Origin of the sequence: Micromonospora sp. WMMD1102 (assembly GCF_029626265.1) — a bacterium.
In the GTDB taxonomy this organism is placed as follows: domain Bacteria; phylum Actinomycetota; class Actinomycetes; order Mycobacteriales; family Micromonosporaceae; genus Plantactinospora.
The window spans coordinates 1,529,207-1,542,089 of record NZ_JARUBN010000001.1; the positions used below are offsets into that span (position 1 = coordinate 1,529,207).

The following is a 12,883-nucleotide window of genomic DNA, read 5'->3' on the forward strand; positions in this document are numbered from 1 at the left end:
TGCAGATTAGACGGTCGGAGCTGGTGGGTGGGTACTGTCCGGCAGGCGCTTGAGGTTCTACGTGAAATCCGCTGCGGACTTTTCGACATCCTGAACGAATTTCTCAAGTTGCGCCTCTGATTGGATCTCTTCTTGAAGTAGGGTGCCGAGAATTACGATCTGGCCGGGCAAGGCCACTTCAGGACTGATTTCATCCATCAGGTCGGCCTCGCCGAGTGCTGCCCTGATTAGTCCTTCCAGGGCCAGGGCGGGGAGTTCCTTCCCGTCCTGGTAGCGGGAACGCGTTTCAGTGACGAAGTTCGTTATTTCTCGCAGATCATAACTCGGCTGAAATCGGCGGTGGACCGCAAGTGCGAAAGCGATGGCGATGACCTGTGTGGCGCCCGCCCACTCTTTCTGACGGAGATCATCGAGGAGGCGATCGATGGTTCCCCAATCTTGCCGAGCCATAGCCCGAATCAGTTCACTCAGTTCTGTCTGTGTGTCCATCGATTCCTCAACCTCGCAAAACCTTTACGGAAGAGTTGATCCGCCTTTTGTGCGGCGACGATTGCGGTGATGCCAACCACGAGCAAGTGGCTGGCGGTATCAGGGATGTCTATTTTTGCTCTCGCTGTGGGCGTCGCGGCGGTCGGAGTGGTTGGTGTGCCCGTCGTCTGGGTTCCGGATGGGCCCGAAGGGTTGCGGAGGATCTTGAAGCCCTGTTCGGCGACTTCCGCGACGGTTTTTGTCGAGTCCTGGATGTTGTCGGCGTTTCGTGTCGCTTTTCGGACGAAGCTCGCCCAACTCGGTGTTGCATCGGCACGTCTCTCGGCATCCTCGACCAGTTCCTCCCCGGAGGGCATCGCATCCACGGGGTCGTCCTTGCCCCCGATGCTGCCGGGAGCTATCTTGTCGACGTACGCGGAAATATGATCGCGTGCCTTACTCAACAGACCGGCGACTTTTGCCGCCTTGGCGCCGGCGATCTCGATGTCCGTCTTGGCTTGCTCAAGTCTGGATCTGCTCGCACCTTTTGTTGCTTCGGCATAGTGGCCGAGGCTTACTTGCGTGTCTGCTTTGGCTCGCATGGCGACAACGGCGGTGGTGGCAAGGCGTTCGCGTACCTCCAAGAGCTGAGCCACCACTGAGGACATGTCCCCGGTCATCCGAGGGAGGTAAGGTAGGCGTTGGCATGTGCGACTGCGGCATCGATGCGCCGTACCGCGTGGTCGATCTCTTCGTCTATGCCTAAAAGAAGCTTCAGTGCCTTCTCGGCATCACAATCCTGGCTGTCGTGGATGGTGAGTTGCGCGAGCTCTGTGATGCTGCCCGCTGCGGAGGCGGCCTGCTCCAAGGTTCTCTTGGCCTGGTGTGCCGCCTGGTTGCCATTGTGGATGGTGCGCTTGAGCTCGTGGATGCTCACGACGCCGCCCTGGTTAGCCGAGGACGCTTGTGTACTGGCGAGCGGCGGCGGCACTGCCCTGGATGAGTGTGGCCGCCTCGGTGAGCCGCTGCTTGCTCTGCTCCGCGCGCTGGATCGCTTCGGCGATCATGGCGTGGTTGGTGCCGGCAGCCACCGCACGGAGACGAGCCAGCACCTGCTCGGTGTTCTCGATTGACGACCGGATCTGGTTGAGCGTGGTGTTGCCCTGCTCCGCAGCCTGTGCCAGTGCTGCTTTGACTTCCTCAATGCTGGCCATGCAGTCCTCCCCAGTTACCGGCTCCCTGCGAGTGATGGCCGCATGGATCGGGCGCAAGTAGGGCCACGGGTCATCACGCGCGCGTGGTCGAGCGAACACTATCTGAGAGCAGTGCGGCGTGCGGCCCCGCTGGTGCTGTCCGTGCCGCCACAAGAACTACTTGGGCTGGGCGACGAAGACGCCGACCCCGTGCACGCTCTCGACCAAACCCTCGGTTCGAAGCGCGTGCATGGCGTAGCGGATCACGGCGTCCGACACGTCGTGCTCGGCCTTGAGCTGTGCGGTTGAGGGCAGTTTGTCACCTGGCTTCAGCTCTCCGGTCTGGACTTGGTTCCGGATGTGGTTGGCAAGCTTCTCCCACTTCGTGACAGGCATCGGCACTCCTTGGTCTCCGCCTGCCATGAGATCACGACGAGGGTTCAGCCAGCAAGTTGTAGGTACAGCGAACTAGTACGCTTGACTTGAGCGAACTAGTTCGCTTAAGTTCCCTCCTGCGGGTGCTCCTTGGTCTCCAGCCTCCGGTGCGCTCGTGCCTCCCGGTCGGGGCGGTCGGCTCGTCCGAGTCGCCCGCCCCGACCCACCGAGTCACGCCCTGCTGTCGTACCTGCCTCCGGCTGCGGCGGTGGGGCGGGGCGGTGCCGGCCCGACAGCAGAGGGGATCCGGGCAGGCACCGCCCATCCACGCCCTGAGCTGCTCCGGAAAGGTTGGTGGTGTCGTGCGGATGCTGCTTCGACGGCTGTTCCGGCGGTACCGGAGGCCGCCCCGGCAACTCGGCCAGGCTTACCGGTCGGCGACCTACCGGCCGCTCCTGCCGTCACAGGTCAGGATGCGCCGGTTCACCCGGGTCGGCTTCGCCCGGCGGGGCGTCGATCCGGCCGAGGTGGCAGCCTTTCTCGACCAGGTGGCCGGTGACCTGGCCAGGGCCTACAACGAGCTGGCGACCGTCCGGGAGCAGAACGCCCGGATCAAGGACGCGTTGCGCCGCTGGCAGTCCCGCCAGTCGACCACGGCTCACCGGCTGGCGGATCGCTGATGACCGGCCGCTACGTCGTACACGTGCCGTTCACGGCGCCGGACCAGGACGCGGCCCGGCGGACGGCCCGGCTGCTGGCCCGGACGCTCGGCCAGCAGCCGCAGGTCGACCAGGCCGAGGCGACCGTCTCGGCCGAGGACGACCAGATCGTGCAGTCCCGACTCTTCTGCGACCGGCTCCTCGGCGCCGGTCGGCGCTGCGCGCTGCGGGCCGAGCACGAGGTGCCGTGCGCGAGCGTGGAGCTGGACCGGTGACCGGGGCGGTGCTGCCCGGCGCCGGTCCGCCGGTAGTCGACTGTCCCGCCTGTCACCGGCTCACCGTTGTCCTCGACGCCTGCCCCTGCACCAGCGGCGGTGACCGGATGCTCGTCGACGCGGGGCAACAGGGCGATGGGGAGGCATACCTGGACTGCCAGCTCTGCCGGGGCGCCGGCACCCTGCCCCGCCCCTGCCACCGTTGCCGGCAGGCCGGGCGGCTGCGCGGCCAACTCGTGCTGACCCTGGCGAATGCCGACACCGGGGCGGTGGCCTCGGCGAACGTCGTACCCGGAGTGGTGGAACCGGCGCGCTGGCCCGGTGACGGCGGAAGCTGGCATCTGCCGCTGGCGCCGATCCTGGCGGAGCTGGCCGCCAGCGTCGGCGCCGGGTCCTGGACCGAGGCGCGCAACCCACCCGGTTCACCCGACGGGCCCGTGCTGCTGCTGCCGTCCCGCTGGCGGCCGGACCTGCCGCCGGAGACCCGGGCCGTGCTGGAGGCGGAGACGATCGCGTCGCACGGCCATGTCGCCTGGCAACTCTACCTCGGTCGCACCGCCGCCGAGCCGCCCCTTGACCCCGCCCGCGAGCTGGCCCGACGCTGCCGGTTGGCCGACCTGCTCCGCCTCGACCTGGTGCTGGAGGCCCGCCGTCGGCACCTCGCCGCCGAGCCGACCTGGCAGCTCCGCTACGAGGTGCCGGGCGGGCCGGTGCCGACCGACGTGCGCGCCGGCTCTGACGACCTGACCGGGGCGATCGTCGCCACCACCGATCTCGACGCGCTCTATGACCTTGAGGCGCGCGGTCGGACCGCCCCGGCCCACTACCTGACCGGCGGTGCGTCGCCGCCGGCCGCCCCGCCGGACGTCGACCTGGGCCAGCTCGAACGGCGGATGCTCGCCGACTGCACCGACCTGTCCACCGGGGCGCCGACCGCCGGGGCGCAGGCGATCTGGCGCGACGGTCGCTGGTGGCACACCAGTCTGCGGATCGCCGGCACCGCCGAGACGTTCAGCGAATGGGACACCGGGCAGATCTATCTCCGGGAGACCATCGTCCTGCGGCGCGGCTGGCAGCCGCCGGCACCGTCGTGGCAGGGACCATCCATCCCGTACGTCGACTGCCCGCACTGCGATCCGCACAGCCGGCTCCGCCGCTGCGACTGCGTCCTGTTCACCGGCCGGGCCGACCCGGACTGCCCACAGTGCTCCGGTGCCGGTCGTCGACCGTCGGCGCTGCCCTGCGACACCTGCCGGGACAGTCACCGTATCCACCACAGCCTGACGGTCACGCTCACCGACCTGGCCGACCGGGTCACCCACCTGCACTGGCAGGCCGACCGGGACGGCTGGCGGGCCGGCGACCTCACCTGGCACGGCGACGCGCACCCCTCGGCAACCGGTGAGCAGGGCTGGCAGACCGGCGAACGGCTTGCGGCGCCGCACGTCGCGACCCAACCCGGCGGCAAGCCGGTGTACCAGCTTCCCGACCCGTTCCGGCTGGCGACCTGGGCCGACCAATTCGCCGTACGCCCGGACGACCTCACCGAACTCGACGGCGGCGGCTCGATCGGCCAGGGACTGCTGGACGGGACCGTCACCCTGCCTTATCCCGGCGCCGATCCGCTCACCGAACACCTGCGCCAGGCATCCCGAGGCCGGCCCGGTGCCCGGCTGTTCGTGCTCGCCCGCCGGCCCGACGTGCCGCCCCTGGCCGACCTGGTCCGGCTCCTCCTCGGGCTGCGACTCACCGTCACGGTCACCCTCGTCGACCACGGCGACAACGCGGGAGACCCCCGTCTCGTCCAGGGTGAAGGGTGGGACGTCGGCGTCGAACCGCCGGGGCTGCCGGTCGCCCCGGACGCCCTGCCGGCCCGTCCCACCCCGGAAGCCGCGATCGCACGCTGCCTCGAACAGCTCGAAACCGCCGTCGCCCGGCGGGTCCCCGACGACCCGGCCCAGCCGATCCCGGTACCGCAGACCCCGGTCCCGGGCCTGGTCGAGGTCGACGATCCCGTACCGCTGATCCGCCGGCTCGCCCGGCACCACACCGGTCAACCCGTCGCAGTCCACTACGACGGCACCACCTGCCAGCTGCTCGTGCACGACCGCGACGGCGTACGCCGACTCTGCGCCGCCCCGACCCTGCTCGCCGCGCTCGCCGCCCTCGGCCTCGGCCGCCGCTGACCCCGGTGGACGGCTCCGGGTGGATGGTGCCCCTCGTCCGACGGCGGCTTGGGCCCCACCTGGGCGGCGTAGGTCCGTCAGCCCGTGGATACCAGTGTGTCATCGTGACGACACCCTGGTATCACGGCTGAACAGAGTGTCGGTCCGGAACCGATCCGGGCCGGGTCAGCGTCGCCGGTGCGTGCGACGCGACCGTCAGAGCCGGTCGATCTCGGTGAGGTCGATGTCGAGCTCGAAGGGCGTGCTCACCTTCACCCGGCCGTGGAAGATGCCGATCGGCTGGTAGACACGCTGCGCCTCGAGCAGCTCGTGGACGTAGACCGTGGGCTGGCCATCGGCCTCCTCCACTCGCCAGAAGTGCGGGATGCCGGCCTTCGCGTAGAGCTGCGGCTTTCGTTCGCGGTCGCGCAACCACGAGTCGGGCGAGACCACCTCCACCGCGAGCGACACCGCATCGGCGGGATACCAGGTCTGGTCGTTGTCGATGTCCGCGTCGGCGCTCACCACAATCAGGTCGGGCTCGGGGCGCTGGTGCGGACCGAGCACCACGGACATCTCGCGGCGGACCCGGAAGCGCTCGGGTGGCGCCGAACGCGCCAGTGCCTGCTCCAGCAACCGAAGAGTCTTCATGTGGAAGAGCTTCTGCGGGCTCACGAAGACGAGGCTCCCGTCGATCAGCTCGGTGTGCGGGGGAAGACCCGGGATCCGGTCGAGGTCCTCGGCGGTGAACCCACCGGGCGGCGGTCGGAACCTCTCGTACGCCGGCTCGGCGCTCATCGCCTCACCCCCCCTGCGGTCGACCCGTCGTGCCGCCCAGCATAACGAGCACCAGCAGCCGCGCTGCCGAGATGCTGGCCGATTTCCGACCCCTTTCCGGGTGGCAGTGATCCGACACCTGCGCATAACGTTGCCGTGTGTCGCATTCGGGCCGCGCACGGTGGCGGGCATGCATCCGAGACGATCATGCCGGGATTCGCGGTGCCGGCCTCGTGCTCGGCAACCGGCATGTGCTGACCTGTGCGCACATCCTCCTTCCGGCGCCGCACGGCGAACCGGGTGCCGCGCACGCCAGGCCCGCCCGGGACTTCGAGGTCGAACTCGTCGGGCGACGTCCCGCCGTGGCGCCGATCCGGGCCGGAGTGGTCGACGGCTGCTGGAAGCCGCCGCAGGACGACCAGCGGGCCGACCTGGCCCTGCTCGGGCTCGCCGAGCCACTGCCGGAAGAGACCGGTCAGGTGCTGCGCCGGCTGCCGTCGGGCGCCCGCCGGGCGGTACGGATGTTCGGCTTCCCCGACATGGTCCCGACCGGGGTCTGGGCGCGGGCCCGGCTCGCCGGGGACGGCGGACCGGGTGGCGAGTGGATCCAACTCGACTCCGAGCCGACCGGTCCGACCGTGGAGCCCGGGTTCAGCGGTACGCCGGTCTTCGACGAGGAGACCGACCAGGTGCTCGGGATCGTGGTCAGCTATCTCGCCGGCCAGGGCTCGGCACTGTCCTGGATGATCCCGGTCGAGACGATCATCAGGTACCTGCCCCGGGTCCGCGAGTGGGTCAGCGGCGACTCGGCGGTGGACGCCAGCCTGGCCGCGCCCGTCGGTCCGGTGCACAGCGACGAGGCGGTGGTCCGGCAACTCGCCGATTTTCTCGCCCCCGGCGCCCCGCCGGACTCGCGGATCATGGTCACCGCGCCCGGCTCGCCCGCGCAGGCCGCCCTGCGCGACGTCGTGCTGCGGACCAGCCGGGAGTTCCGGCCCGCCGGCCCCGACCGGAGCGGGCCGCCGCCGGCCGTCGCCGGTGAGTCCCGGCCGGGCCGGATCGACCTGGCGCTCGACGTGTCGGGCCGGACGGTGGCGGAGGTCAGCAGCCGGATCGTCAACTGGATGAGCGTCGGCGCCGAGTTGGAGAAGTCACTCGCCGACAGCATGGCGGGCGAGCCGCCGCCGATGAACCTGGTACTCGACGGGGTGGACCGGGCGGCCGACCCGGCGGCACTGGTCGCCGAGGTGGTCCGGCCGATCGCCGAGCGGGTCGCCGGACGGAACCTCCGGCTGCTGCTGACCTTCCACGACCACGACGCGCCGAGCCTGCCGTACGCCGCGATCGAACTGCTGGCCGCCCGGATCGCCGAGGTGCGGGCCGCCGAACAGGCGGCCCGGGAGCGGTACGTCCACGTCGCCGCCCGGGTCACCCCGGTCTCGGCTCCCGGATCACACGAACCGGGGCTGCGGCTGCGGCTGACCGCGCTGCGGGCCGCCGCCGCGCAGCCCGGCAGCACACCGCTGCTGCCCGTCGTCGAGTCGTGCCGGCGCAGGGCCGACCGGGCCCTGGATGCCGCCAGGCGGGCGGTGCGGGACATGGAGTCGCTCCTCGACGAACGCGACCGGCTGCGGGACCGGCTCGACGGATACCGCTCGGGCGTGCCCGCGCCGCTGCGCGAGGACCGGGAGTTGACCGCGCTGTACCGGCGGGCCCACGAGGCGCTCTGGCAGGGGCCGGCCGACCTGACGGCGTGTGCCGTGCTCGTCGACCGGTACGGCACGGTGATCCGGCGCCACACCACCGGCTCGACGCCGAAGCAGGACGGGCCGGGGCTGAGGCAGGACGGGCCGGGGCAGGACGGGGGGGCGGTGCGGTGACCGACAGGTGCAACCGTCCGGACTGCACCGGGACGGTGGACGAGACCGGCTTCTGTGACACCTGCGACCGCCGGCCGCTGCCCGCCACGACCGGCGGCGGACCGGCGTCCTTCGCCGTCACCGGCACCACCGGCTCCGGCTCTGGCTCTGGCTCCACAGCCTCCGGTGGCCCGTCCTGGCTGGTCGGCGGCCTGGTGCCGATGCCGGAGTTGGAACCGGCCGACCCGGTGAGCCGGTTGCGCGGCGACACCGAGGTGCCCGAGGCGAGCCGGTTCTGCGGCCGGTGCCGGGCCGAGGTCGGCCGGGGGTACGCCGGCCAGCCCGGCCTGCTGGAGGGCTTCTGCGGCCACTGCACGACGCCGTTCTCGTTCGCCCCGAAGCTGCACCGGGGTGACCTGGTCGCCGACCAGTACGAGGTCGACGGCTGTCTGGCCCGGGGCGGCCTCGGCTGGGTCTACCTGGCCCGGGACACCCACCTGGACGGCAATCCGGTCGTCCTCAAGGGACTGATCACCAACAGCGACGCGGCGCTACGGCTGGCGGTCGCCGAACGGCGCTTCCTGACCACCCTGGACCATCCCAACATCGTCCGGATCTTCAACTCGGTCAACCACCGCGACCCGCAGACCGGCGAGCGGGCCGGCTACATCGTGATGGAGTACCTGAACGGCCAGTCCCTCCAGGACGTGCAGGAGGCCGCCGCCCGGGGTGTCGCGCCGCTGCCGGTCGAGCACGTCCTGGCGTACGGGCACGAGATCCTCGCGGCGATGGAGTACCTGCACGGCCGGGGGCTGCTCTACTGCGACATGAAGCCGGCGAACGTGATCCGCTGCCCGGACCGGATCAAGGTGATCGACATCGGTGGCGTACGCCGGATCGACGACGACCAGAGTCCCAAGGTCGGCACCGACTTCTACCAGGTTCCGCCGGACGAGATCCGCCGGCACGGGCTGACCGTCCGGTCCGACATCCACACCGTCGGCCGGACCCTCCAGGTGCTCTTCGAGGTCAGCGAGGAGGGGCGCCGGGCGGCGCCGGCCGGGCGGGCCGACGGGATCGCGTTCGGGGTGGAGTCCTTCGTCCGGCTGGTCAACCGGGCCGTCGCCGGGCACGACCGCCGGTTCGCCACCGCCGCCGAGATGTCGCAGCAGCTCAAGGGGGTACTCCGGGAACTGCTGTCGCTGCGTACCGGCCGGCCGCACCCGGTCCGGTCCACCGTCTTCGCGCCGACCCCGGTGCTGCTGGACGCCGGGCTCGGCGCCGTGCCGGGGCTGGACGTCTGGATCCGGGGCGAGACCGGGCTGCTCGACATCGCGCCGCCGTCCCCGTCGTCGGCGGCCGGTGCGCTGCCGCAGCCGGTCGTGGACCCGGACGACGAGGCGGTGGACCTGCTGGCCACCGCCGGTGCGGCGGACCCGCGCGGACTGGTCGAGAAGTTGGCCAACTCCGGGCTCCGGTCGGTCGAGGTGCGGTTCGCGCTCTGCCGGGCGTACCTGGAAGCGGGTGATCCGGACAGCGCGGCCGGCGCCCTGGACGCGGCCGTGACCGACCTCGGACCGCTGGCCGACCACGACTGGCGGGTCCGCTGGCACCGCGGCCTGCTCGCGCTGTCCCGGGCGACGGGGCCGGCGGCGGAGGCATGGGCGGCCGGGGCCCAGCTCAACGCCGCCGACACCGAGTTCAACGCCGTCTACTCCGACTGTCCCGGCGAGATCGCCCCGAAGCTCGCTCTCGCCTTCTGCGCCGAGCACCTGGGCGAGCGGTTCCGGGCGGAGCAGCTCTACCAGGCGATCTGGCGGCGGGACCGGAGCGAGGGCAGCGCCGCGTTCGGGCTGGCCCGGCTGCGGCTGCACGACGGCGACCGGGCCGGGGCGGTGCGGGTGTTGGACGAGGTGCCGAGGGAGACCCTGCACTACGAGCGGGCCCGGGTCGCGGCGGTCCGCATCCTCTGCGGCCGGCTGCCGGTCGGCGGGCCGAGCGTCGACGACATCGCCGAGGCGCTGCGCCGGCTGCCGGCGCTGCACCTGGACGGTGGCAACCCGACCGGGGAGGCCAGGGACCGACTGACCGCGCTGGTCCAGGCGGCGGCACTCGGCCTGTTCCGGGACGGCGGCCGGGCCGGGCCGGGCGAAGGGCACGGCTCCAGGCTCGGCGAAGGGCTTGGCGAGAGGCTCGGCGGAGGGCTCGGCGACCGTGCCGACGTGCTCGGCCCGGAGCCGACCGAGGACGGCCTCCGGCGCCGGCTGGAACGGTCGATGCGGGTACTCGCCGGGCAGGCCCGGACGATCGAGGACCACGGTGCCCTGGTGGACCTCGCCAACGCGGTACGCCCGAGGACCCCGTGGTGACGAGTCCACACGCCGCTGGCGACGGTTCGAGTCCCGGGACGGTGGCGATCCGATGGGAGGTGCCGGCGTGACGTCAGGTCCCGGCGGGGGAGGCCCGCCACACGCGTTCGGGTTGGAGGTCGTGCAGAACCCGTACCGGTCGACCTCGGACACCGGGATGGCGGTCGTACTCCGGGTCACGGCCCGGACCCCGGACCGGTCGGCGTTGCCGGCGGCCGGCACGGCCGGGGTGGTGGTACTCGTCGACTGCTCCAGCTCGATGGGCTACCCGCAGTCCAAGATCGTGGCGGCGAAGCAGGCGACCCGGGCGGCGATCGACACCATCCGGGACGGCAGCAGCTTCGCCATCGTCGCCGGCACCGAAACCGCCCGGATGGTCTATCCCGACCGGGCGAGGACGGCAGTGGCCAGCGCGAGTACCCGGACGGCGGCGAAGCGGGCGGTCGGGCACCTCTACGCGGGCGGCGGTACCGCGATGGGGCAGTGGCTGCGGCTGGCGCACCAGCTGCTGGGGCCGTACCCGGACCTGGTGCGGCACGCGATCCTGCTGACCGACGGGCGTAACGAGCACGAGACAGCGGAGCAGCTCGAAGAGGTGCTGACGAGCAGCGCCGGCACCTTCGTCTGCGACGCCCGGGGCATCGGCGACGACTGGGACCACCGTCAACTGCTACGGATCACCTCGGTGCTGCGCGGCACGGCCGAGGCGGTCGGACAGGTCGAGGAGCTGGTCGCCGACTTCGGGTCCATCATGGACAGGGCGATGGGCAAGCAGGTGCCCGACCTGCGGATCCGGCTCACCACCGCACCCGGGGTACGGGTCCGGTCGGTACGCCAGGAGACGCCGACGCTTGCCGACCTCACCGAGCACGCGACGGTGCTGGACGACCGCACCACCGAGTTCTACCCCGGTTCCTGGTCCGGCGAGGAGAGCCGCGACTTCCTGGTCGACCTGGCGATCGGCTACGTATCCGCCGGCGAGCGCCCACCGCTGGAGGAGGAACGCCGGGCGGCCCGGGTGGACCTGCTGATGGCCGGCGAGCGGTGCGCCGACCCACGGCCGATCGTGTTGCGCTGGACCGACGACCCGGTGGCGCCGACCCGGATCGAGCCGGTGCTCGCCCGACACCTGGGCCAGGAGGAGTTGGGCGACGCCGTGGCGGCCGGCTGCGACGCGCTGGAGGCGGGGAACCGGAAGCTCGCCGAGGAGCAACTCGGACTCGCCGTCGTCCTGGCGCAGCGGCTCGGCGCCACCGAGGTGCTGCACCGGCTGGCCGGGCTGGTGGAGATCACCGGCGACTCCGACCACCCTGCACGGCTCAGGCAGGACTGGACCCGCAGCGCGCTGCTCCGGGTCGCGGTCAGTTCGGTGATGGTCGGCGACGCGGAGCCGCCCTGGGATCCCCCGCACCCCGGGCCCGCACCCCGGTCGCCGCTGCCGGCCGAGGCGGAGCCGGGGACGGAGCCCGCCGCCGTGCCGACACCCCGGGGCGGTGCCGACCAGGTCTGTCCATGCGGGCGGATCTCGCCACCCGAGGCGGCGGCGTGTGAGGCGTGCCGCCGGCCGTTCGAGGCGGCGACGGCCGGCGGCGAGGTGAACTGATGACGACGGCGCCGACCGGGCCGACCCGGGCGAGCACCACCCGGCGTACCCTGCTGCGCCTGCTCGGCGCCCTGCTGGGCGTGACGGCGCTGGTGCTGGCCGGCTCGCTCGCCGTGGTCTGGGGCACCCACCGCACCGCCGACACCGTACGCGGCCGGAGCCTGCCCTCGGTGATGGAGCTGTCCGCCGTGCGTACCGCACTGGTCCGGGCCGACACGGCGGCGATCACCAGCTTCCAGACCCGGCAGGCCGGCCTCGTCGGGCCGGGCGAGGAGTACCAGAACCAGATCGCCGCCGCCAGCCAGAGCCTGGCCCAGGCCGCCGAGGACATCGGCTCCGGCGGCGCCGGCAGCCGGCAGATCCAGGTGGTCGAGGGGCTGCTCGTCACGTACGTCGGGCTGATGGGGCAGGCGGACGCGCACTACCGGCAGAGCGGGCCGGGCGGCCTCGCCACCGCCTACGCCTGGTACGCCTCCCGCCTGCTGCACTCCGACGGCGGCATCCTGGCCCTGCTCGACAGCCTGCTGGCGGCGGAGAGCGAGGCGCTGGAGGCGAGGCTCTCGTCCGGCTGGCTGAGCCCCGGCGCCACGCTACTCTGGCTGGTGCCGGCGCTGCTGCTGCTCGCCCTGCTCGTCGGCACCCAGGTCTTCGTGCGCCGCCGGTTCCGCCGGGCGGTCAACTGGGGACTGGCCGCCGCCACGGTGCTGCTGGTGCTGCTCACCGCCGGCACGTCGTTCGTGCTCGTCTCGAAGGGCCAACTCGCCGACGCGCACGGGGAGCTGGCGGAGGTCCGCCGGCTGTCGGCGGAGCAGTCCACCGGCGCCGACCGGGAGGGGGTCGCCGCACTCGACGAACTGCTCGCCGACTTCTGCCCGCCGACGGACGGCTGCCAGGTCACCAGCGACGTGTTCCGCACCGGTACGGCCGCCGGTTCGCCGGACGCGGTGTCGTCCCCGGCGCTTCCGGCGGCGGACCCGGACGTGCTGCGCCGCGCCGAGGAGGTCGACGACCAGGCCGCACTGGCCACCGCGGCGACCTCGGGTGCCTTCGTCGTACTGCTGCTGACGTCCCCGTTTCCGTTCCTCGTCTGGCTGGGGCTGCGGCCGCGGATCGAGGAATACCGGTACCGGTCGAGATGAG

At 71.9% G+C, this 12,883-nt stretch carries 13 protein-coding genes; 7 read left to right on the forward strand and 6 right to left on the reverse strand.

What is annotated here, in order from left to right; all coding sequences use genetic code 11:
- Positions 1-57 precede the first annotated feature (57 nt).
- The 5 genes from O7626_RS07010 to O7626_RS07030 form a co-directional block, all read right to left on the reverse strand.
- Positions 58-489, reverse strand: coding sequence for a hypothetical protein (locus O7626_RS07010; RefSeq protein ID WP_278060343.1), 432 nt, complete (start codon positions 487-489; stop codon positions 58-60).
- The gene (locus O7626_RS07015; protein WP_278060344.1) at positions 468-1,148 is read right to left on the reverse strand and encodes a hypothetical protein; all 681 of its coding nucleotides are present in this window, start codon (positions 1,146-1,148) and stop codon (positions 468-470) included. The genes O7626_RS07010 and O7626_RS07015 overlap by 22 nt, the downstream gene beginning before the upstream one ends.
- Positions 1,145-1,405 carry a hypothetical protein gene (locus O7626_RS07020; protein ID WP_278060345.1) on the reverse strand — a complete coding sequence of 87 codons (261 nt, stop codon included), beginning with the start codon at positions 1,403-1,405 and terminating at the stop codon, positions 1,145-1,147. Before O7626_RS07020 ends, O7626_RS07015 begins: the two co-directional genes overlap by 4 nt.
- A gap of 13 nt (positions 1,406-1,418) precedes the next feature.
- Positions 1,419-1,682 carry a hypothetical protein gene (locus O7626_RS07025; protein ID WP_278060346.1) on the reverse strand — a complete coding sequence of 88 codons (264 nt, stop codon included), beginning with the start codon at positions 1,680-1,682 and terminating at the stop codon, positions 1,419-1,421.
- Positions 1,683-1,838: 156 nt separating this feature from the next.
- Positions 1,839-2,084 carry a winged helix-turn-helix domain-containing protein gene (locus O7626_RS07030; protein WP_278060347.1) on the reverse strand — a complete coding sequence of 82 codons (246 nt, stop codon included), beginning with the start codon at positions 2,082-2,084 and terminating at the stop codon, positions 1,839-1,841.
- A 320-nt stretch (positions 2,085-2,404) separates the two neighbouring features.
- On the opposite strand from O7626_RS07030, the gene O7626_RS07035 reads away from it, so the two are divergent.
- Genes O7626_RS07035 through O7626_RS07045 form a run of 3 tightly spaced genes read left to right on the forward strand, consistent with a single transcriptional unit; the run spans position 2,405 to position 5,156 of the window.
- Positions 2,405-2,716 (forward strand): DivIVA domain-containing protein, encoded by a 312-nt coding sequence (locus O7626_RS07035; protein ID WP_278066081.1) that lies wholly within the window; start codon positions 2,405-2,407, stop codon positions 2,714-2,716.
- On the forward strand, positions 2,716-2,970 hold the full coding sequence (locus tag O7626_RS07040; protein ID WP_278060348.1) for a hypothetical protein: 255 nt from the start codon (positions 2,716-2,718) through the stop codon (positions 2,968-2,970). Before O7626_RS07035 ends, O7626_RS07040 begins: the two co-directional genes overlap by 1 nt.
- The gene (locus tag O7626_RS07045) at positions 2,967-5,156 is read left to right on the forward strand and encodes a hypothetical protein (RefSeq protein ID WP_278060349.1); all 2,190 of its coding nucleotides are present in this window, start codon (positions 2,967-2,969) and stop codon (positions 5,154-5,156) included. Before O7626_RS07040 ends, O7626_RS07045 begins: the two co-directional genes overlap by 4 nt.
- A 195-nt stretch (positions 5,157-5,351) precedes the next feature.
- Here the strand turns inward: O7626_RS07045 and O7626_RS07050 are convergent, their stop codons facing one another.
- Entirely contained in the window at positions 5,352-5,933 is a 582-nt protein-coding gene (locus tag O7626_RS07050; protein ID WP_278060350.1) for a Uma2 family endonuclease, read from the reverse strand.
- Between the two features lie 212 nt (positions 5,934-6,145).
- Between O7626_RS07050 and O7626_RS07055 the strand changes: the two genes are divergently transcribed.
- The 4 genes from O7626_RS07055 to O7626_RS07070 all read left to right on the forward strand — a co-directional run bounded on the left by O7626_RS07055 (position 6,146) and on the right by O7626_RS07070 (position 12,882).
- Positions 6,146-7,792, forward strand: coding sequence for a trypsin-like peptidase domain-containing protein (locus tag O7626_RS07055; RefSeq protein WP_278060351.1), 1,647 nt, complete (start codon positions 6,146-6,148; stop codon positions 7,790-7,792).
- A complete protein-coding gene (locus tag O7626_RS07060; RefSeq protein ID WP_278060352.1) occupies positions 7,789-10,140 on the forward strand; it encodes a serine/threonine-protein kinase in 2,352 nt (783 codons plus the stop codon). The genes O7626_RS07055 and O7626_RS07060 overlap by 4 nt, the downstream gene beginning before the upstream one ends.
- A gap of 67 nt (positions 10,141-10,207) precedes the next feature.
- Positions 10,208-11,743, forward strand: a complete 1,536-nt coding sequence (locus O7626_RS07065) for a VWA domain-containing protein (protein ID WP_278060353.1) — start codon at positions 10,208-10,210, stop codon at positions 11,741-11,743.
- Complete coding sequence (locus O7626_RS07070; protein WP_278060354.1) at positions 11,743-12,882, forward strand: hypothetical protein; 1,140 nt, start codon at positions 11,743-11,745, stop codon at positions 12,880-12,882. The genes O7626_RS07065 and O7626_RS07070 overlap by 1 nt, the downstream gene beginning before the upstream one ends.
- The last annotated feature ends 1 nt before the right edge of the window (position 12,883 follow it).

Bases quoted from the DNA above. Each gene is read 5' to 3' on its own strand.
- O7626_RS07010 (WP_278060343.1), bottom strand. From the start codon at position 489: ATGGACACACAGACAGAACTGAGTGAACTGATTCGGGCTATGGCTCGG.
- O7626_RS07015 (WP_278060344.1), bottom strand. From the start codon at position 1,148: ATGACCGGGGACATGTCCTCAGTGGTGGCTCAGCTCTTGGAGGTACGC.
- O7626_RS07025 (WP_278060346.1), bottom strand. From the start codon at position 1,682: ATGGCCAGCATTGAGGAAGTCAAAGCAGCACTGGCACAGGCTGCGGAG.
- O7626_RS07030 (WP_278060347.1), bottom strand. From the start codon at position 2,084: ATGGCAGGCGGAGACCAAGGAGTGCCGATGCCTGTCACGAAGTGGGAG.
- O7626_RS07035 (WP_278066081.1), top strand. From the start codon at position 2,405: ATGCTGCTTCGACGGCTGTTCCGGCGGTACCGGAGGCCGCCCCGGCAA.
- O7626_RS07040 (WP_278060348.1), top strand. From the start codon at position 2,716: ATGACCGGCCGCTACGTCGTACACGTGCCGTTCACGGCGCCGGACCAG.
- O7626_RS07050 (WP_278060350.1), bottom strand. From the start codon at position 5,933: ATGAGCGCCGAGCCGGCGTACGAGAGGTTCCGACCGCCGCCCGGTGGG.
- O7626_RS07070 (WP_278060354.1), top strand. From the start codon at position 11,743: ATGACGACGGCGCCGACCGGGCCGACCCGGGCGAGCACCACCCGGCGT.